This window comes from Deinococcus multiflagellatus (genome assembly GCF_020166415.1).
GTDB classification, from domain to species: Bacteria; Deinococcota; Deinococci; order Deinococcales; family Deinococcaceae; genus Deinococcus; species Deinococcus multiflagellatus.
This window is the reverse complement of record NZ_JAIQXV010000015.1, coordinates 44,505-62,879: the sequence shown is the minus strand read 5'-3', so window position 1 is coordinate 62,879 and position 18,375 is coordinate 44,505. Positions and strand designations below refer to the sequence as shown.

Genomic DNA, 18,375 nt, shown 5'->3' with positions numbered 1-18,375 from the left:
CCTTCTCTTTGACCTGCTGGAACTACTTGACCAGGACGCTGATGTTGATCAGCCCAAAGGAACTGGGAGACGAGTTGACCTTCTTGACCCCGACGTAAACGGTCTTGAGCGTCCCACTCGCTTGGGCCTTGGCGGAGGCGAGCACGGTCACCTGGACGGTGTCGCCGGTAAACGGCTCGCGGCTGCCGGTCACCGTGATGCTGCCGTCGGGCGAGCGACCCACGACATCGGGCGCTGCGGCGTCTGTGCCGGTGTAGAGCAGTTGCAGCGGCTCGGCCTGCGGAACGCCATTGCGGTTGATGTTCACCGTCACCGTGCGGCTCTCGCCTGGTAAGAGGGTCAAGGGCTGTGCCCCCGGCAGGCCGCCATTCGGCTGGCTTTCGTTGGTCGTCGGCACAAGGCAGGCGGGGAGGTTCTGGCAAGATTCCTGATTGCAGGAGGCCAGGAGGCCGGCGGTGCAGAGCAGCGAGAGAGCAAGGGCAAACCGGCGCATTGGGCCCCATGGTAGCGGTCGTTGGGGGGCTCCAGACCAGCGCTTCAGAAACAGGGATGCTCTTTGGAACATTTTCAGGGGAGCCCGCGTGTCCGTTCAGGTACGCCCTTGCCGCGCCCGGCATCGGGGAAGCACCCCCACAAGGCCGAGGGCGCTTCCTTCCCGTCTGGTTTTATCGGCGGTCCGTTGACCCACAGCTGTCTGATGGGTGAAGCCCCGGCTTCCAGAGTCAGCGTTGAACGCAAGGGGAGAAATCCAGCGTGTTCTGCACGCGCCCCGCCCCCCAACCCCACCCACCCGCTTTCTCTCACCTTGACCACCTCACCCCAGCCCAGGCAGGTACCCTTCCACCTCGGCCAGCAGGTCGCGGGCGGTCAGGTCAATGCGCACGGGCGACACGCTGATGTACCCCGCCTGAATGGCGCCGTAATCGGTGGTTTCGTCGTGGGCGTCAGCGGCGCGGCTGGTGCCCGCCACCCAGTGGTAGTCGCGGCCTTCGGGGTCCTCGCGGGTCACGATGGTGTCTTCCCAGCGGTGCTCGCCCACCCGGGTCACCCGCACGCCGCGCGGGATGCCGTGCGGAAAATTCACGTTCAGCAGCGTGCGGGGCGGCAGGCCGCGCGCCAGCACCGCCTGGGCCAGCCGCGCGGCATACGCGGCGCTGGCCTGGAAATCGTACTCGCCGCCCGGGGTGGCCTGCTGGCTAAAGGCGATGGCGGGCAGGCCCAGGGTCATGCCCTCAATGGCCGCCGCCACCGTGCCCGAATGGGTCAGGTCGTCCCCCAGGTTCAGGCCCAGGTTGATGCCGCTGACCACCAGATCCGGCCGCCCGGTGAGGTGGGTGCCCAGCACCACGCAGTCGGCCGGGGTGCCGTCCACGCGGTAAGCCGGAATCTCGCCGAAGCCAGCGGCGGCTGTGTGCTTAAAGCGCAGCGGACGCCGGATGGTAATCCCGTGTCCCACCGCACTCTGCTCCACGTCTGGCGCGCTGACGATCACGTTTGCAAAGGTGCCCATGGCCAGGCCCAGCGCCTTGATGCCGGGGCTGAAAATGCCGTCGTCGTTGGCCACCAACACGGCCCTGCGGTCAGAGGTGCGGCGCAGTTCGTCCATGCCGCAGCCTAGAGCATGGTGCCCCTGCGGCCCATGCCCAGCGCCCCGCGGCGTATCGTGGGGCATGACCACAAGGCACTGGAGCGCGGCGCTGGGGCTGTGGGCCGCCCTGGGCGCGGCGGGGGCCGCTCTGGGCACGGCCGCGCCGGAGGCCCTGACCCAGACTGTGCAGGTGCGCGCGCCCAGTGGGCGGCCCCTGCAGGTGCGCCGGGTGGCCTGCGCCGCCCCAGGCCGGGCCGACCTCGCCGCCACCCTGACCCTCGAAGAAAGCGGCCCCCTGACGTTTCAGGTGGTGCAACTGGCCACCAACGAGGAGGGCGCGCAGGTGCTGGCCCAGGGCCGCAGCCTGCCGCAGATTCAGCCGCATTACCAGCGGTATGTGGTGCAGGGGCAACCGCTGGGCCGGCTGACCTTTGGGGCGCTGCTGGGCGCGTGGCGGCTGTTTGGCCTGAAGTTCAGCTGGGAGAAAGACACCTACCGCTGCACGCTGTGGTAGGGCCAGCGTGCCCCGGGAGGTGGTTTCTCTGATGATGGCCTGGGGGGGCCGGCCGGGTCTTACCGCTTCTGCTCGGCCAGGCGCAGCTGATAGGCACTGCTCTTGTCTGCAGGGTCCAGTTTTACGGCCTGGGCATAGGCCTCGGCGGCGCCCGCGAAGTTCCCGGCTTCAAAACGCACGCGGCCCAGCCACGCCCAGGCCTTGGCGTACCTGGGGTTCTGCGTCGCAGCGGCCGTGAATCCCGCCTCGGCGCCGGCACGGTCTCCGGCGGCGTAGCGCGCGTAGGCGGCCCGGAAGGTCTGCACCGCCGGCAGGCCGTACTGTCCGGCTTCCTGCACCAGCGCCAGGTTGTAGCGGTCGGCGTCGGTGGCGCCGGGGAGGGCGCCCAGGGCCGCGTACGCCGTCTGCGCGGCGCCCAGGTCGCCCAGCGCCAGCGCGAGGCGGCCCGCTTCACGGTGCGCTTCGGCAAAGGTGGGGGCGCGGCGGGCGGCCTCCTGAAACCCGGCCAGGGCCTGGGGCCGCCGCCCGGCGTCCAGGTCCGCGTAGGCGCGGCTGAAGGCGCGGGTGGCCTCTGGGCCGTACTGGGCGGCCTTGCCGGCAAGGCGGCGGAAATAGGTGAGTGTGGCGTCGCCGGGTTTCAGGGCCAGCGCGCGGTCGTACAGGGTCTGGGCCTGGGTAAAGTCGCCCTGCTCCAGCGCCGCACGCGCCGCCCACGAGGCACAGGGGGCATTCCTGGCGTCCAGCGTCAGGCAGCGGGCGAAAAAGGCGGCGGCCTGGTCCAGCTGGCCCCGGGTGAAGGCGGCGTAGCCCAGGTTGTACTGCACGCTGGCGGCTTCGCGGGCGTCGGTCTGGGCGGCGTTTGGGGCCGCCTGAAAGTACGCTTGCCACGCCAGCTCGGCCTGGCGCCAGAAACCCACCTCGGTGTAAATCTGGGCGCGCAGCCGCAGGTAGTCGGGGTTGGTGGGGGCGGCCTGCACCGCCCGCTCGGCGGCGGCGGCGGCCTGCTTCCACAGCGGCTGGTCAATGTTGGCGCTGCCCTTTGGGTAAGCTGCGCGCGCCCGCGTGACCAGATCGCGGGCCTCGGCGGCGGCCTGCGCGGCGCCCTGGGTCTGGGTGAGCGCGGTCTGGGGCGGCGCAGGCGCAGGGCTGGGGGCAGAAGAGGTCTGGGCCAGGGCCGGCAGGGGGGCCGCGCTTAAGGCCAGCAGCAGGGTCAGGGCTCGCATGGGGGGATTTCAGCAGGCGGGCCTGACGCGCGGGGGGCGGCTTTCGTAAGGGCCGCTTCACCGTTCCCGGCACCCCCGGGGCGCGCCCCAGGCCGCACGCGGCTTCTTTTGCCCCGCGCGGCGTCTGGTAAAACAGGGCATTGTGACTGACGCTTCTTCCCCCCGCGTGTACCCGCTGCGCCTGTACGGCGACCCGGTGCTGCGCCGCAAGGCCAAGCCGCTGCTCCACACCGATCTGCTGACCGTGCCCGGCTTCTCGCCCCAGACCGTGCGGCAGGTGGCCGACACCATGCTGGAAACCATGTTCGAGGCCCGGGGCGTGGGGCTGGCCGCGCCGCAGATTGGCCTGCCGGTGCGCCTGTTCGTGGCGGTGGAATACGAGGACGACGAAGAGGAAGGCACCGACACACCCCTGAAATCGCGGGTGCTGCGCGACTACGTGATGCTTAATCCAGTGCTGCGCGTGATCGACAAGAAAAAGGACCGCTCGTACCAGGAAGGCTGCCTCAGCATCCCCGGCATTTACGAGGAGGGTGTGGCCCGCGCCCGCGCCGTGCAGGTGAGCTACACCGATCTGGACGGCCAGCCCCGCGTTATTGAAGCCGACGATTATCTGGCCCGGGTTTTTCAGCACGAAACCGACCACCTGGACGGCGTGCTGTTTCTGGACCGCCTGCCCGCCGAGGTCACCGAGGACTACCGCAAGGAACTGCTGGCCCTGCAGCAGAAGTCCAAAGCGTACTTAAGCACTCTGGCGCAGGCCCGCCGCCCCGGGGCCGACCGTTGAGCACGCCGCGTCGACCGTTGAGCACGCCGCGCGTGGCCTTTTTCGGCTCGCCCGCCTTTGCCCTGCCGGTGCTGGACGCCATCCGCGCCCAGTTCGAGGTGGTGCTGGTGGCCGCGCAGCCCGACAAGCCAGTGGGCCGGGGCCTGAAACTCACCCCGCCCCCGGTGGCCGCCCACGCCGCCGCCCTGGGACTGCCCCTGGCCCAGCCGCGCAAACTGCGGGGCAACGCGACCTTTGCAGCGCAGTTGCGGGACTCGGGGGCCGATGTGGCGGTCACCTGCGCCTACGGCAAACTGCTGCCGGGTGCGCTGCTGGCGGTGCCGCGCTTTGGCTTTTTGAACACCCACACCAGCCTGCTGCCCGCCTACCGGGGCGCGGCGCCCATTCAGTGGGCCCTGATTCGCGGCGAAACGGTCACGGGCACCACCATCATGCAAACCGATGAAGGCATGGACACCGGGCCCATCCTGCTGCAGGAGGCGCTGCCCATTCTCCCGGACTGGACCAGCGTGGAACTGGCCGACGCCCTGAGCACCCAGGCCGCGCGCCTGATCGTGCAGGCGCTGGGGCAGTTGGGCAACCTCTCCCCTACCCCACAGGACCACGCCCAGGCCACACACGCGCCCATGCTGGTGAAGGAGGACGGCTTCGTGCGCTGGACCGACGGCGCGCAGGCCGTGGTGGACCGCTTCCGGGGCGTGGCCGCGTGGCCGCAGACGACCGCCTTTCTGGGCGGCGCGCGCCTGAAACTGGGCGGCCTGCGCGTGGCCGCCGGCCAGGGCCAGCCCGGCGAGGTGCTGGCGGTGACGAATGAAGGCCTGACTGTGGCCTGCGGGGAAGGCGCCGTGACGGTCGCCACCGTGCAGCCCGAAGCCCGCAAGGCGCAGCCCGCCGCGCTGTGGGCCCAGACCGCCGGAGCGGGGCCCGGCACCCGCTTGGACCTGTGGCAACCCCCCGCCCCCTGACCCCGTACCCTGGGGTGTGAGCTTCCAGTTTCCCCTGACCCTGACCTTCAAGTTCAGCCTGCTGACCGAACTGCGCGTAACCGACGCCTCGGGGGCGCTGGTGGCGGTGGTCAAGGAAAAGACCTTCAGTGTGCGCGACGAGGTGCGCGTGTTCGCCGATGAGGCCCGCACCCAGCAGACCCACGGCATCCGCGCCGAGGGCTTTCTGGCCGGCGCCCTGGACTGGAAAGCCCGGCGCCTGATCCGCCGCGTGGACGGCACACCGGTGGGCGCCCTGCAGGCCCAGGGCATGCGCACCCTGTGGGGCGCCGTGTACGAACTGCTGGGCCCCGAAGGCGACCTGCGCTTTACCATCCGCGACGATCACCCCTGGCTGAACGTGGTTGAAGGCCTGATCGGCGCCATCCCCTTCATCGGCGACCTGATCGCGATGGGCTTTGACTACCTGGTGAACCCCACGTACACCATGACCGACACCAGCGGCCAGCCCCGCTACCGCGTGCACAAGAAACGCAGCCTCTTCTCCCGCCGCTTCACCGTGGACACCCTGCGCCCCGGCGACACCCAGGACAGCGAACTGGTGTTGCTGGGCTTGGTGCAACTGGTACTGCGCGAGCGGGAAAGGGGGTAAGGAGGGTGTGGGAAGTGGGTTGTGGGGAGTGGGGAGTGGGAAAAGAAGAAGGCGAGGGCAAACATGCCACTCGCCTTTTTCTTTTGTCTTTTGAAAAGTAGAACCTTCTGGGCCGCACCAAGTTCCCTTGCCCCACCACCGCCCAGGTTCAGACGAAGCCGTCGTGCCCGAAGGGCGCGGGCGTGGGCCGATGGGCGGAGGCGGACCACGGCGTACATCGCGGGGCGAAGCCGGGCCGCCCTACCACGTCAGTCAACGTTTGCCAGCGCAGCGCCGCTCCCCCCGTCCCCTCTGGGGATGGGGGGCTGGGGGGGTGGGGCAACGGCCAGCAAACGCCCTCACCTCACCCCTTCCAACTCGGCACCCTCCCCCCAAACACCGCAAACGCATCACACCGCGCCCGCAGCACACACACCCCGCACTTCGGGTGATGCCACGAACACACCCGCTGCCCATGCGTCAGCAGGTTGATGTGCAGCTCGTACAGAAACGGTGGGTCCGGCGGCAACAGCTTCAGCAGCGCCTTGTGCGCCGCCTGCTCGCCCATCTTGGGAATGGCGCCCACCCGGGTGCTCACGCGGTGAACGTGCGTGTCCACCGGAAACACCGGGCGCGCGTAATTAAACAGCAGGACCAGACTGGCGGTCTTAACGCCTACCCCTGGCAGGTCGGTCAGCCATTTCAGGGCGTCTTTCACCGGCATGTTTTTCAGGAAATCCAGGTCGTACCCGCCCGGCGAGTCCCGGATGGCCACCAGGGTCTGCTGAATGCGCGGCGCCTTGCTTTCGGGGTAGTTGCTGCGGCGAATGGCGTGCGCCACCTGCTCGGTGGGCGCGGCGATAATCGCGTCCCAGTCGCCCAGGGTGCGCAGTTCCTGGTAGGCGGCGTCCTCGTCGCGCCAGTTCGTGCGCTGCGAGAGGATGGTGCTGATCAGTTCGTGCAGGGGGTCGCGGCGGGGCGAGAGCGGCTTTTCGCCGTAGGCTTCACGCACCTGCTCTTTCATCCAGACCAGCAGTTCGGCCCGCTCGGTGTCCGGGCGGGCCGCGTTCAGGGGGACTTCGGTGCCCACGGCCTCAGGAGCGGCCGGCGGCTTCGGGGGCCTCGCTGTCTTCAATGTCGTCGCGGCCACCCTCGGCCGGGCCCGTCTTGGCAGCGGGGTCCACGTTGGGGGCCTGACCCTGGCTCTCGCCGTGGCCCTGGGGCGAACCGCCCTCGGCCGGCGTCTGGTTGGCGGGGTCGTAGCTGGTCTTGGGGTCGGTCATGGGGCTTAGCTTGCGCGCCTTGCCAGAGGCCACTTGCAAGAGGGGAGTGAAGGGAGATTTATCTAGGGAGGACTGAGGAGGCGCCCCGTGCCCGGCCCAACAGGGGAAAAGGCAGGGGCGGCGAAGCCTGACCCTTCGCCGCCCCTGTCCCCCTAACCTTAAGGACCCCAGGTGTTCGTGGCCCAGATAGCCCTTGGCGCACCCCCCACCTGCTCGTACAGCACCACGTTGCCGTCGTCCTGCACTTTCAGATAGGCGCCGGGGTGACCCCAGGTGCCGGCCGTCCAGACCCGTTGACCACTACTCTTGTACAGCGCGAGGTGGCCGTCACCGCCCAGGGTCAAGCGGGCCGCAGCGGTGTTGCCCCAGGTCTGCGAGGCCCAGGCCGCGCGCCCATTCTTGTAGAGCACCAGATTGCCGTCCCCCTGCATGATCAGGACATTGCGGCCATTGCACGAGGCGCGCTGCTCGTTGATGTTCAAGGTAGCGCCGCTGCTCAGCTCATCTGGGCAGACGACGGGCTGAACGGCCGCGCAGCCGTCGCCGGCCTGCGAGCGGAACAGCTTGCTGTACAGCGCGCAGCTGTTGGCGGTGAGCAGCGGGGAATTGTTCCACTGGTGGTCGCCATCGAAGGTGCGGATAAAGCCCAGCGCGGCGTTGCCTGGCAATCCCGAGGGCACGGTGCCGCCCAAGTCCCGGATCACCTGCTCGAAAGTGCTCTGGCTGAGCATGACCAGCTTGCTCAGGGTTAGGGTGTTGGCCGTGGGGGCGTAGGTCGCCAGATTGAAGCGTTCCTGCGGATTGTTGTAGCCGGTATCGGTCAGGCCCAGCGCCCGGTTCAGCTCGTCCAAGGTCAGCGACGCTCCACCCGGCAGGGCCATGGTGGCGTCGAAATAGAGTTCAGGGTTGGTCATGCGCGCCTGCCAGTCGTCCAGGCTCAGGCCCGTGGAGCGCTGCACCATACTGTCCAGTCGGTCCCGAATAAATTCGCGCACAAAGGCCAGCTCCAGGGGCGGCAGCAGATCAAACCCTGCCACCTGTCCCACCAGATCCGGGGCGCCCATCATGGAGAGCAGATGCCGGGTGGTGTAGGTGCTCAGCACCTGCTGAGCGCCGTTCGTGTCCATGCCGCCCTGCGTCAGGTCGCCGGTGGTCGTGGTGAAGATCAGCTGCCCGGAGAGCGCGGCGCTCACCTGCGGCCACGCCCGCAAGCCCGCGTCAATATCGGCGCGCCAGTGTTCCTTGTACTCGACCTTCCAGGCATTGGCCGCCATGTGCGCGGCCAGCTGGGCGCTCAGGGCCACGCGGCTGCAGCTGAAATCCAGTGGCCGGCAATCGCGGATGCGCCGCAGCAGATCGGCCTTGCGGGCGTAGTAGGCGTCAATATCGCGCTGCAACCCGGCGCGGCGTTTGGAGAAAATGGCGGGAATGGACAGCCGGCTGTCGTTGTGCTGGTAGAGCCCATGCAGCGGTGTACCGGGCCGCGCGTCGATGAGGTTCTGGTAGATGAAGTTCTCGGCGCCGCTGATACTCAGGTCGTTGCGCGTGACCAGCGCGCCGCCCCCACCCACCCGCACGATGTTGGGCGTTCGTTTGCCAATGTAGCCTTCCAAGACCAGATGCTGGACCGCGTTCGCGCCCAGTTCAAAGGCGCCGCCGGTGTAGTGGTTGACCAGACTGTGGGCAAACATGTCCCCGGCCGCGTGGGTGATAAAGCCAGCGGTGAACGCCCGCGCTGCGCCGCCCTGCGTGCGGCTGGCCTGAAACAGGTGCTGCAGCCACGCGTCGCTGTTCCCTGGGGTAATGGAAGGGTCGGTGCTGGGCAGATCACCCGGATGAATCATCTGCTGACCTGTGAGCAGGTCTGGGTACGCATCTGGACCCACCACCCCCGCACGGTACTGGGCTGTGTAGGTTCGCAGGTCCTGCAGCAGCGCCGGATCCACCGGATACTGACGGGTGGCGACCACCTGCGTCCCACTGAGCTGGTCAATAGAGACGTACCCGTCATCCAGGGCGTCGCGCAGGGCTTCTTCCGCCACGGCGATGTGGGTGCTGGGCTTCCAGGCGCCCGCCAGCCCCGAGCACAGGGCCAGCAGGGCGGCGCTGCGCAGCAGGGTGTGGCGCCTGGAGGCGATTCGGGGCGCAGACGGAGCAGGGAAACGGTGCATTATTTGGCCTCCATGGCGGGGTGATAGGGGGCGAAGCTGGCTTCGGTCTTGAGGGCTGTGGCCGTGTTCACTGGGGTCAGGGCCTCCACAGAGCGGACCCCTGCGACGAGCGCAGGCAGCAGCAGGCCGTCATCGGTGACCAGATCCGGCTGACCCTGGGCCACCAGCGTGGGCTTGCCCTCGGTCTGCACCAGCCAGGTGAAGTCAAAGGCGCGGTGGTCACCGCCCCCGCTGGCCAGGGCCAACACGGGGGCGTCCCGCTCGGCGCCAGCCACTTCGCGGGCGTCCTCAGCGCTCAGCGCCTTGGCCGGGGTGGTGAGCAGAGCCAGCCGGGGGCGGCCCACCTCTTTCAGGTCCACGGCCTCATGCCGGGGGGCCGCCTCGTCGGGCGTGACCGGCAGCAGCGGCAGGCGCACCCAGCCGGCCAGTTCGCCGCCCGGGAGCAGCAGAGGCACCAGGGCCGCGTCGCCCACCTGGGCCAGGGTCCGCTGAAGCTCAGCGGCGCTCTCGGCGTCCTGCGCAGCGTCGCCATCAGGCAGGGGGAGGTCTACCAGGGAGCGCACCGCCACTGGCTCACCCAGCGTCACTCGGTCGGCCCGCAGGCGGTCGCCGTCCAGCAGCTCACGTGCCCAGCCGGGCACTTCGCCGGTCAACGGGATGGACGCCACGCCGCCCTGGGCCATAAACGCTTCGGTCGCGCTGGCCGGGGTGTGCAGGGCGTCAAGCGCTTCGGCCTGCAGGTCCTGCGCCGGGGACAGACCTTGCGTCTGAATAACCACCGGGCCAGCCGGCGTGGCGGGCAGGCCGCAGCTGGCCAGTCCCAGGGCCAGCGTGAGGCCGGCCAGACGAAGCTTCAGAGGGGGATGTGCACGTTCTTTTGGCATGCCAGGAGCTTGCCGCAGGCCTGGGGAACGCCCAGGGAACGCGGCGCGGGCCGCGCCGCGTTCCCTGCCAGCACCGCCCGCAGCCTTCTGGCACAGCGGGGCCCCCAGGCCATACGGACCTGGGGGCACGGGGAAGCGGGTTTATACGAACTGCCGTCCAGTTCTGGACATCCGTCCTTGTTCCTTGTCTGCTGCGCGGTTCTGCAAGTTTCTCCGGCCGGAAACATTTCGTCACACCTGACGAAATGTTTCCGAAGCCGTGTGGCTTACCAGCGAATGCTGCCCGTAGACTTGTCCACGGTGAAGCGGTACACCTCGGCGGAGTGGCAACTGGTGCAGCCGGTGGGGGCGGGATCGTACACCGTGCGCCCACCAGCGGTCACGGCCAGGTCAATGTTGCGGCGGTAGCTGCCGAACACGCCCGACGACCGGCGCGAGATGCTGCTGACGCGGATGATCGTCTCACCAGACAGGTTCAGGTCATTCACGATGTTCAGCGTGCCGTTGCCGCTCAGGTTGCCAATGCGGGTGACCACACCGGTCTGGGGGTCAATCTTGTCCACCTCCACGTCGCCGGTCACGCTGGTGAAGTTCAGGTTCAGGTCGGTGTAGGCCGTGCCGGGGTTGCTGGGGCCGGGCTGGCCGCCGGTCCAGCAGGGCAGCGGACGTTTCCAGTCCAGCACCTGGGCCTGCCACGTGCTGGAGGTGATCAGGGGGAAGGCCACGCCGGCATCGGCGCGCACGCCCACCGCGGGGCAGATCTCGAAGCTGGCACTCTGGCCCACCACGACAGCAGCGCGGGCATCGGCCTCAGCGAAGGGCTTGGCGTGCACAAAGACCTGCGGGCCGCTGGTGGACGCACTGTACAGGGCCAGAATCCCCTTGGCCCCCACGTAGGCGTGGGCATGCCCGGTGCCGTTGACCGTGGCCGGCTGGCTGTTCACGTTCGCGCTGTGCTCGCTGATACCGCTCCAGCCGCTGCCCTTGTTGTACTCCACGCCGTAACGGCCATTGAAGGTCTGCGACACCTCGTAGTGCAGCGTGGCGCTGATCTGGCCGTCGGTGCCCACCGTGGGCACCAGAATGGGCGTGATCACCACCGGCACCGGCCCGATCATGAAGGTGATGGGCGTGAACGTCACCTGCCACTGGGTGAGGTCCTTGGCCTTGTTCCAGCTGTACGAACCCTTGGCGTCGACTATGGCGCGGGCCGACTGCGAGAGCTTTACCCCGGCGTCAAAGTGCCGCAGGCTGAACCAGCGGATGCTGACATTGATAAAGGCGTCGGCCTGGGCGCTCAGCTGGCCGTCAAAGGTGGCGTAGTTGGTGCTCGGCACGCGGCTGCGCAGGCCCCCCGCCGCGCCGTCGTCGCAGCTCAGGTCACGCTGGGCGTGGTCGTACAGGCAGAAGGGCGACTTGTTGAAGCTGAAGAGGCGGAAGTCGCGCTGGGCGCCCAGGTTGCCCTGGCTCTGGGCCCGCTGCGCCCGGATCATCTCGCCGGACTTCTCGTAGTCAATGCTGCCCTCATCCAGCGCCACCGCCGCGTCCAGGTCGCCGTCCTGAATCACCTCTTCCAGCGTCACCTCGCCCGTGTACACCGTGGTGGTCTCGCCCTGCACCTCAATGGCCTTCACGCGGCCCAGCAGGCCGGCCGGGGCGGCTTCGGTGGGGCGGCTGGCCAGCACCATGCCTTCTTTCAGGCTGGCCAGCAGCGGGCTGTCGCTGCGGAACACCAGTTCGCGGCCGTCCTCAGAGGCTTTCAGCAGTCCTGCGCGGTCCTGGGCCCCCAGCACCCGGGTGGTGTCGGGCACCACGGCGTCGGGGCGCACGCCGTCAGAGTTCCAGGGGTTGGCGTTCTGGTCGTCAATCGCTACCCAGAAGCGGTTTTCCGTGTTCAGGGTGCCGTTGGCGGAGAAGCGCCAGCCGCCTTTCTGCCCGTCGGCCTGCCCATCGTGGAATTCGGCCATGCGCCAGTCCTTCCCGAATTCGGTGGCACACAGCAGGTCCGCCATGGCACGGGAGGTCAGGGCGCTGCCGGCCACGGGCGGCGTCAGGCGCACCTCGCCGCCTGCCCAGCCGTTGTAGAAGTCCAGCTTCAGGCCCTCGGGGGCGGGGCGGCCATCGGGGTTCAGGCACAGCAGGGGCAGTTCGGCGGTGGCGGCCGTGTCGCCCTGGTAAGGGTCGGTGGCCTCGTCGGCGCCCACCCGCACCACGTCGCCCTCCTGGCCCAGCACCCGCCACGTCATGCCGCGCCACGCCTCACTGACATTCAGGGTGCTGAGGTTGCGGGCGCGGCCAGCGGCCGGGGCCAGATCGGCGGGCTTCTGCAGGGCAGGGCCTGCCGCCTGGGGGGCTTTGGTCGGCGCGGGCGCCGTCTGGGTACCGCAGGCGGCGAGCAGCAGGGTCAGGGACAGCACGGGCAGGGACAGGTGTTTCATGGGAGAACCTCGGGGAATGAAAGGAGACGGAGAGCGGCGGGCGAACGGTGCAGGGGGAAATCCAGCCGCCACCAGGGCGCCGGTTTCATGCCTTCAGCGTGGCCGGGGAGGGTGGAACGCCCAGGGAACCCGGGGCCGTGCCCGTCAGGGAACGCCGCCCTGGGTGCGTGCGGCACCCCGAGCGCTGGGCCGGGGCCCTGACCGTGCCGGAACAGGGCGCGCGGTAGACTGCCCTCACCCATGACCTCTGCGCCCAGACGTTCGGCGGTGCCCCGCCCCGCGCGCTTCGAGCGGCCCCGCACCGGGCTGCTGCTTCAGCTGTCGGACACCGTGGACCTGCCGCTGATCGTGCTGGCGGCCCCGGCGGGCTACGGCAAAACCACCCTGCTGGCGCAGTACGCCCGGGTGACGCCCCGGCGCGTGGCGTGGTGCCGCGCCGGGGCGCACGACGGCCCCGCCACCCTCAGCGCCCGGCTCGCCGCGGGCCTGCCCGAACTCGCGGCGCTGGCCAGCCCGGATCCGCGCACGCCGCCGGGCGCGCTGATTGAGCAGCTGGCGGCGGCCCTGGACACCCTGAACGAGGGCGCCGACCTGATCGTGGACAACGTGGAAGACGACGCGCAGCGGGCGTGGCTCTCGGACCTGGCCGACACCCTGCAAGAAGGCCACCGCCTGCTGCTGAGCACCTACAGCACCGGCGGGCTGCGGCTGGCGCGCCGCTTGGCCGAAGGGCGCGCGCTGGTGCTGGACGCCACCGACCTCGCCTTTACGCCCGCCGAGAGCGCCGCGTACCTGAGCGAACGCGGCGGCCACGTGCAGGAGCGCGACCTCGCGCACCTGGGCGGCTGGCCGGCCGGGCTGGCGCTGTCGGCCCACGGCGCCTCGCGCCACGCCAGCGCCGACGATCTGGTGCGCGACGCCCTGGGCACCCTGCCGCCCGCCGTGCAGGCCCACCTGTGTGCCCTGGCCCCGCTGGACGTGTGGACCGAGGCCGACGCGGCGGCCCTGGCCCCCGGGCTGGGCCCCGGCTGGGTGGCCGCCGTGCAGCGCGTGGGCCTACCCGTCACGCCGCTGGGGGGCGGCGCCTACAGCCCCCACCGCCTGCTGAGCCGGGTGCTGGACAGCGAACTGGCGCGCGAACCGGCGCGGGCCCGCAGCGCCCGGGCCGCCGCCGCCGAGATCGCCGAACGCCGCGGCGACCCCGAGCGCGCCGCCCGGCTCTACCTGGACGCCGGGGCGCTGCCGCAGGCCCGGCGGCTGGCCCAGGACCTGGTGCCGCTCTACCGCGACCGGGGCGAGCACCGCCTGACCCGCGCGCTGCTGGAGCGCTGCGGGCCCGACACGCTGGACCCCGCGCTGCAGGAGCGCCTGGCCTGGGCCCAGATCGAAACGGGCGCCGCCGCCAGCGGTGAGGCCCGCCTCGAAGCCCTGCGCGCCGCCGGCCAACTCAGTCCGTCGGGCCTGGCCTCGCTGGCCATGGTGCGCGGGCGCCAGGGCGACACCGGGGCGCAGTACGCCCTGGCCCGCCAGGGGCTGGCGCAGGGCGGCGCGCCCGTGCCGGCGCTGTTCTGGCCCTTTGTGCAGGCCGCGCTGCGCCTGGGCCACCTGCACGAGGCCGAGGACGCCGCCGACACCTTCTGGCGCTGGGCCCAGGGCGGCGCCGACCCGGTGCGGCAGGCCGAGGCGTGGCAGCTGCGCGCGCTCGTGTGGCGCCGCACCCGCCCTGCCCAGGACGCCGCGCAGGCCCTGGCCCAGGCGCGCGCCGCCTATGAGGCGCTGGGCTGGCAGGGCCGGGCGGCCGCCGTGCACCTGGACGAACTGGACCTTGCGGTGCAGGCGGGGCAGGCCAGCGAGGTGCTGGCCCTGACGCTGGACGCCCTGGAAAGCCGCCTGCCCAGCGGCGCGGCGGTGGCGCAGGTGCGCCGCCTGCGCCTGCTGGGCACGGTGCAGCGCCGCCTGGGCCAACTGGAGGCCGCCGAAGGCACGCTGCGCCGAGCGCTGCAGGCCGCGCAGGAGGCCGGCATTGACCCGCAGAGTGGCCTGACCCAGGCCCTGGCCGAGGTGGTGCAGGAGCGGGAACGCGGCCTGCCAGAACCTGGGCCAGCCGCCGGGCCGGGCCCCGCAGCCCCAGACGCGCCCCCGGCCCCGGCGCCCTACCGCCTGACCGTCACCACCCTGGGGGACTGCCGGGCGGCCATCAACGGGCAGGCCATCAAACTGGGGCTGGCCAAGGCGCGCGAACTGCTGGTGTGGCTGGCCCTGCACGGTTCGGGCTCGCGCGACGAACTCGTCACGGCCCTGTGGGACGGCTCGGCCGAGGAGCGGCACATCGAATACTTCCGGGTGACGGTGCGCCGCCTGCGCGCCGCGCTGCGCGAGCACCTGCCCGACGGGCTGGACCCCCTGCCCTACGCCGATGGCCGGTACCGCCTGGACGCGGCCCTGACGGTGGTGCTGGACCTGCACGCGCCAGCCGGGCCGGGGGCCCTGAAACCCTTCCTACCGGGGGTGGACAGCGAGTGGGCCGACACCTACCGGCAGGCGCACGCCCAGCGCGCCGCGGCGGCGCTGCTGGCCCAGGCGGCGGCCTCTGCCCCACCCCAGGCGGCCGAGACCTGCCGCGCCCTGCTGAGCGCCGATCCCCTGCTGTGCCCGGCCCACGAGGGCCTGATTCTGGCCCTGCGCGCCCAGGGCGACGAGGCGGCGGCCCGGCAGGCCCTGCACGCCTACGCCCGGGTGCTGCGCGAGGAATACGGCGAGGGCCTTCCCCCCGCCTTTCAGGCCCTGCTGCCCCAGGCCGCGCGCTGAGCCTGTTTCCGGGTTCCCTCCGCCAGCGTTCCCTGATCGTTCCCTGGTGATCCGGCACCCTGACACCGAGAGGACCCCCCATGACCCAGACCCTGCGCGCCCTGCTGCCCCTGACCCTCGCTGGCCTGCTCGCCTCCTGCGGCGGAATGACCCCGACCCCCCCGGCAGCACAGGCCCCACTCAGCGCCCTGAACGAAGACATCTGCCCGTCGTGCGGCCGGCCCAGCATCAGCGTGCGGCCCGGCTGGGTGTGGCAGGCCCCGGCCGCCGGGCTGGTGGCGTCCAGCGGCGAGGGCCTGAGCCCCGAGGCCGCGCCCGAATGGGCTGCGTCACGGGCCGTGGCCGCCGAGGCGCGCAGCCGTGGCCGCACCCTGTGGGAAGTGGACCTGCAGGGGGCGCCGCTGCCCAAAGAAGCCCCGGTGATTTGTGTGGACGACAGCCACGAAGAGCGCCCGGTGCTCGTGCCGGCCCTCACGCTGGCCCTGAGCCCCTTTTCACCGGGCACGGCCCGCAACGTCTGGACGGGCGCGCGCCTGGCGTTTTCCAAGCCGGTGGCGGCCGAGGCCGTGCAGACCGAGGCCCAAGGTCAGGAACAGTGCGCCGCCGAGTTTGGCCCGGGGTGGCGCATGCTGCGCAGCGACCACGCGGCCGACGCGCTGCCCCTGGGCACCCAGGCCCTGACCCTGTGGGCGCTGCAGACCCAGCCATGAACCGCGCCCGCGCCCAGTGGCAGGCGCTGGCCCCCAGCGTGGGCAGCCTGCTGGACGAACTGCACGGCACCTTTGCCACCCACGACCTCACCAGCACCTGGAACGCCGGTCAGCGGGCCCAGGCCCTGCAGCTGGTGGACCGGCTGCGGCGCGCGTGGGCCCGGGAACATGTGGCCCTGGATGATCTGGCGGCCCTGGAGGCCCTGACGGCGGGCCTGAACCTGCCGGCCACCGTGACCTGCCGCGCCGGTCTGGAAGGCGTGCAGGGCCATTTCCGGCGGGTGGTGGAAGCCACCTATGAGGCGCTGGCAGAGTAGGACGGGCAGACGTTCAGTTCTGGACCTCCGTTGCAGAGCCGCCCGATTCGTGTCTCCTCAATCACTCGCTGTTGATCTTGAGATCAACCGAGCGGTGCGAGGTGCTTAACCAGAACATCGCGCCAGGCGTGGCGGCATGTTCCGAAAGCCGTATGGGCGCCTTACTCGCGCGGCCGCGTTTCCCAGCGAATCACTTCCAGCCAGTTCACGGCCACGTACACCGGCAGGAAGCTCAGGGCGAACGCGAGCACCCAGCCCACGCCAATCAGCAGGGGCAAGGCCCCCCGGATGTAAACCGCCCCCCGAGCCCCAGAAACCACAGCCCCACCGGCAGCAGGCTCCAGAGGCTGGCCCCCAGCACGCCCAGCGCGGCCCGGAGGCCGAGGTCACGCCGCCCCATCCACACGCCGTAGGCGAAGATGGCCCCGGCCGCCAGCAATGTCACCTCGAAGCTCGCGCCCGTATTGAGATTGGTGTTCGTGTTCATACGGCGACCTTACGTGGCGCAGCGGGCGCCCGTTGCCCCACATGACCGGGGGCCGCGCCCCCCACAGCAGGCGCGGCCCCCAGAAAAGCGCTGATGTTCAGCTGTGCGTCATGTCCAGCGGCACGACCCACTGGGCAAATTCGTCTTCGGTCACGTAGCCCAGGGCCAGCGCGGCGTCTTTCAGGCTGCTGCCTTCCTTGTGCGCCTTTTTGGCAATGGCGGCGGCCTTGTCATAGCCAATGTGCTTGTTCAGGGCGGTCACCTGCATCAGGTTGATGCTCAGGTTGTGCTCGATTCGGTCCAGGTTGGGTTCAATGCCCACGGCGCAGTTGTCGTTGAAGGCCAGGCTGGCGTCGGCAATCAGGCGAATGCTTTCCAGCACCGCGTGGACCATCACGGGCTTGAACACGTTCAGCTGGAAGTTCCCCTGCGAGCCCGCAAAGGCCACGGTGGCGTCGTTGCCGAACACACGGGTGGCCACCATCGTTAGGGCCTCGCTTTGCGTGGGGTTCACCTTGCCGGGCATGATGCTGGACCCGGGCTCGTTTTCCGGAATGGTGATCTCACCGATGCCGTTGCGGGGCCCGCTGGCCAGCCAGCGCACGTCGTTGGCCATCTTCATCAGGGCGCCGGCCAGGGTGCGCAGGGCGGCGCTGGTCTGCACCAGGGCGTCGTGGGCCGAGAGGGCCGCGAACTTGTTCTCGGCGCTGCGGAAGGGGTAGCCGGTTTCCTCGCTGAACTTCTGCGCGGCGAGGTCCCCGAACTGCGGGTGCGCGTTCAGGCCGGTGCCCACCGCCGTGCCGCCGATGGCGAGGTCGTACAGGCCCTGCTCGGCGTGCTTCACTTCGGCCAGCGCGTAGTCCAGCTGCGCCACCCAGCCGCCGATTTCCTGGCCTAGGGTGATCGGCGTGGCGTCTTGCAGGTGGGTGCGGCCCACCTTCACCAGTCCGGCGTGCTGTTCGGCTTTCTGGGCCAAGGTGTCCCGCAGCTGGCCCACCGCGCCGTACAGCCGCTCGTTCAGTTCCAGCACCACGGCGATGTGCATGGCGGTGGGAAAGGTGTCGTTGCTGCTCTGACCCCGGTTCACATGGTCGTTGGGGTGCACGGGGCTCTTGGTGCCCATCTCGCCGCCCGCCATCTCGATGGCGCGGTTGGAGATCACCTCGTTGGCATTCATGTTGCTCTGGGTGCCGCTGCCCGTCTGAAAAACCACCAGGGGAAAGTGGTCGTCCAGCTTGCCTGCAATCACCTCGTCGGCCGCCTGCACGATCAGGTCGGCCACCTCGCGCGGCAGTTCACCCAGGTCAGCGTTGGCCTGCGCGGCGCCCTTTTTCAGAATGCCCAGGGCCCGGATCACCGGGCGGCCCCACACGAAGGTGTCGCGGCCAATGGGGAAGTTGTGAATGGAGCGTTCGGTCTGCGCGCCCCAGTAGCGGCTGGCGTCCACATCCAGCGTGCCCATGGTGTCCGACTCTTTGCGGTAGGTCGTCATTGCGCCCCCAAGTGTAAGGCGGCGCGGCTGTCACGCCCGGGGGCACAGCCCTGTGGCCCGGGAAGCGGCGGCCTGTCTTGAAGAAAAGCGGCAGGCGG

Annotated in this window: 17 protein-coding genes; 7 read left to right on the top strand and 10 right to left on the bottom strand. The window is 70.2% G+C overall.

Translation table 11 applies throughout. The annotated features are described in order from the left end of the window. Positions 1 to 22: 22 nt before the first annotated feature. Positions 23 to 493: a hypothetical protein gene (locus tag K7W41_RS16185; protein ID WP_224610552.1), complete on the bottom strand. Its 471-nt coding sequence runs from the start codon at positions 491 to 493 to the stop codon at positions 23 to 25. 321 nt (positions 494 to 814) lie between these two features. Continuing rightward, a complete protein-coding gene (gene surE / locus K7W41_RS16180) occupies positions 815 to 1,606 on the bottom strand; it encodes a 5'/3'-nucleotidase SurE (RefSeq protein ID WP_224610550.1) in 792 nt (263 codons plus the stop codon). 64 nt (positions 1,607 to 1,670) lie between these two features. On the opposite strand from surE, the gene K7W41_RS16175 reads away from it, so the two are divergent. Beyond that, a complete protein-coding gene (locus K7W41_RS16175; protein ID WP_224610548.1) occupies positions 1,671 to 2,102 on the top strand; it encodes a hypothetical protein in 432 nt (143 codons plus the stop codon). Between the two features lie 59 nt (positions 2,103 to 2,161). Here the strand turns inward: K7W41_RS16175 and K7W41_RS16170 are convergent, their stop codons facing one another. Then, positions 2,162 to 3,325, bottom strand: a complete 1,164-nt coding sequence (locus K7W41_RS16170; RefSeq protein ID WP_224610546.1) for a tetratricopeptide repeat protein — start codon at positions 3,323 to 3,325, stop codon at positions 2,162 to 2,164. Positions 3,326 to 3,467: 142 nt separating this feature from the next. Between K7W41_RS16170 and def the strand changes: the two genes are divergently transcribed. The 3 genes from def to K7W41_RS16155 are packed head-to-tail and all read left to right on the top strand — an operon-like array spanning position 3,468 to position 5,708. Next, a complete protein-coding gene (def, locus tag K7W41_RS16165) occupies positions 3,468 to 4,112 on the top strand; it encodes a peptide deformylase (protein WP_224610544.1) in 645 nt (214 codons plus the stop codon). 17 nt (positions 4,113 to 4,129) lie between these two features. Continuing rightward, on the top strand, positions 4,130 to 5,077 hold the full coding sequence (gene fmt, locus K7W41_RS16160) for a methionyl-tRNA formyltransferase (protein WP_224610542.1): 948 nt from the start codon (positions 4,130 to 4,132) through the stop codon (positions 5,075 to 5,077). A 16-nt stretch (positions 5,078 to 5,093) separates the two neighbouring features. Beyond that, positions 5,094 to 5,708, top strand: a complete 615-nt coding sequence (locus tag K7W41_RS16155) for a hypothetical protein (protein ID WP_224610541.1) — start codon at positions 5,094 to 5,096, stop codon at positions 5,706 to 5,708. Positions 5,709 to 6,051: 343 nt separating this feature from the next. Here K7W41_RS16155 and K7W41_RS16150 read toward each other — a convergent pair whose 3' ends face one another. The 5 genes from K7W41_RS16150 to K7W41_RS16130 all read right to left on the bottom strand — a co-directional run bounded on the left by K7W41_RS16150 (position 6,052) and on the right by K7W41_RS16130 (position 12,463). After that, the gene (locus tag K7W41_RS16150; protein WP_224610768.1) at positions 6,052 to 6,711 is read right to left on the bottom strand and encodes an endonuclease III domain-containing protein; all 660 of its coding nucleotides are present in this window, start codon (positions 6,709 to 6,711) and stop codon (positions 6,052 to 6,054) included. Positions 6,712 to 6,781: 70 nt separating this feature from the next. Beyond that, entirely contained in the window at positions 6,782 to 6,970 is a 189-nt protein-coding gene (locus tag K7W41_RS16145; RefSeq protein ID WP_221090107.1) for a hypothetical protein, read from the bottom strand. A 158-nt stretch (positions 6,971 to 7,128) separates the two neighbouring features. Then, positions 7,129 to 9,141 carry a hypothetical protein gene (locus K7W41_RS16140; protein WP_224610539.1) on the bottom strand — a complete coding sequence of 671 codons (2,013 nt, stop codon included), beginning with the start codon at positions 9,139 to 9,141 and terminating at the stop codon, positions 7,129 to 7,131. Continuing rightward, entirely contained in the window at positions 9,141 to 10,025 is an 885-nt protein-coding gene (locus tag K7W41_RS16135; RefSeq protein ID WP_224610537.1) for a hypothetical protein, read from the bottom strand. Before K7W41_RS16135 ends, K7W41_RS16140 begins: the two co-directional genes overlap by 1 nt. A gap of 266 nt (positions 10,026 to 10,291) precedes the next feature. Continuing rightward, positions 10,292 to 12,463, bottom strand: coding sequence for a hypothetical protein (locus tag K7W41_RS16130; RefSeq protein ID WP_224610535.1), 2,172 nt, complete (start codon positions 12,461 to 12,463; stop codon positions 10,292 to 10,294). 240 nt (positions 12,464 to 12,703) lie between these two features. Here K7W41_RS16130 and K7W41_RS16125 point away from each other — a divergent pair, with 240 nt between their 5' ends. From K7W41_RS16125 to K7W41_RS16115, 3 genes are all read left to right on the top strand, one after another. Further along, positions 12,704 to 15,271 (top strand): hypothetical protein, encoded by a 2,568-nt coding sequence (locus tag K7W41_RS16125; protein ID WP_224610533.1) that lies wholly within the window; start codon positions 12,704 to 12,706, stop codon positions 15,269 to 15,271. Positions 15,272 to 15,351: 80 nt separating this feature from the next. Continuing rightward, on the top strand, positions 15,352 to 15,981 hold the full coding sequence (locus K7W41_RS16120; protein WP_224610531.1) for a hypothetical protein: 630 nt from the start codon (positions 15,352 to 15,354) through the stop codon (positions 15,979 to 15,981). Beyond that, positions 15,978 to 16,298 (top strand): hypothetical protein, encoded by a 321-nt coding sequence (locus K7W41_RS16115; protein ID WP_224610529.1) that lies wholly within the window; start codon positions 15,978 to 15,980, stop codon positions 16,296 to 16,298. The genes K7W41_RS16120 and K7W41_RS16115 overlap by 4 nt, the downstream gene beginning before the upstream one ends. Positions 16,299 to 16,563: 265 nt before the next feature. On the opposite strand, the gene K7W41_RS16110 is transcribed toward K7W41_RS16115, so the two are convergent. Together K7W41_RS16110 and fumC are read right to left on the bottom strand one after the other, a co-directional pair. Beyond that, the gene (locus K7W41_RS16110; RefSeq protein ID WP_224610519.1) at positions 16,564 to 16,785 is read right to left on the bottom strand and encodes a hypothetical protein; all 222 of its coding nucleotides are present in this window, start codon (positions 16,783 to 16,785) and stop codon (positions 16,564 to 16,566) included. Positions 16,786 to 16,882: 97 nt separating this feature from the next. Continuing rightward, positions 16,883 to 18,277, bottom strand: coding sequence for a class II fumarate hydratase (gene fumC, locus K7W41_RS16105; RefSeq protein ID WP_224610517.1), 1,395 nt, complete (start codon positions 18,275 to 18,277; stop codon positions 16,883 to 16,885). Positions 18,278 to 18,375: the final 98 nt, after the last annotated feature.

Excerpts from the sequence above, each read along its gene's own strand:
- K7W41_RS16125 (WP_224610533.1), top strand. The coding sequence starts at position 12,704 with ATGACCTCTGCGCCCAGACGTTCGGCGGTGCCCCGCCCCGCGCGCTTC.
- fumC (WP_224610517.1), bottom strand. The coding sequence starts at position 18,277 with ATGACGACCTACCGCAAAGAGTCGGACACCATGGGCACGCTGGATGTG.
- K7W41_RS16110 (WP_224610519.1), bottom strand. The coding sequence starts at position 16,785 with ATGAACACGAACACCAATCTCAATACGGGCGCGAGCTTCGAGGTGACA.
- K7W41_RS16120 (WP_224610531.1), top strand. The coding sequence starts at position 15,352 with ATGACCCAGACCCTGCGCGCCCTGCTGCCCCTGACCCTCGCTGGCCTG.
- K7W41_RS16185 (WP_224610552.1), bottom strand. The coding sequence starts at position 493 with ATGCGCCGGTTTGCCCTTGCTCTCTCGCTGCTCTGCACCGCCGGCCTC.
- K7W41_RS16115 (WP_224610529.1), top strand. The coding sequence starts at position 15,978 with ATGAACCGCGCCCGCGCCCAGTGGCAGGCGCTGGCCCCCAGCGTGGGC.
- K7W41_RS16170 (WP_224610546.1), bottom strand. The coding sequence starts at position 3,325 with ATGCGAGCCCTGACCCTGCTGCTGGCCTTAAGCGCGGCCCCCCTGCCG.
- K7W41_RS16140 (WP_224610539.1), bottom strand. The coding sequence starts at position 9,141 with ATGCACCGTTTCCCTGCTCCGTCTGCGCCCCGAATCGCCTCCAGGCGC.
- K7W41_RS16145 (WP_221090107.1), bottom strand. The coding sequence starts at position 6,970 with ATGACCGACCCCAAGACCAGCTACGACCCCGCCAACCAGACGCCGGCC.
- surE (WP_224610550.1), bottom strand. The coding sequence starts at position 1,606 with ATGGACGAACTGCGCCGCACCTCTGACCGCAGGGCCGTGTTGGTGGCC.
- K7W41_RS16175 (WP_224610548.1), top strand. The coding sequence starts at position 1,671 with ATGACCACAAGGCACTGGAGCGCGGCGCTGGGGCTGTGGGCCGCCCTG.
- K7W41_RS16150 (WP_224610768.1), bottom strand. The coding sequence starts at position 6,711 with ATGAAAGAGCAGGTGCGTGAAGCCTACGGCGAAAAGCCGCTCTCGCCC.
- K7W41_RS16135 (WP_224610537.1), bottom strand. The coding sequence starts at position 10,025 with ATGCCAAAAGAACGTGCACATCCCCCTCTGAAGCTTCGTCTGGCCGGC.
- K7W41_RS16130 (WP_224610535.1), bottom strand. The coding sequence starts at position 12,463 with ATGAAACACCTGTCCCTGCCCGTGCTGTCCCTGACCCTGCTGCTCGCC.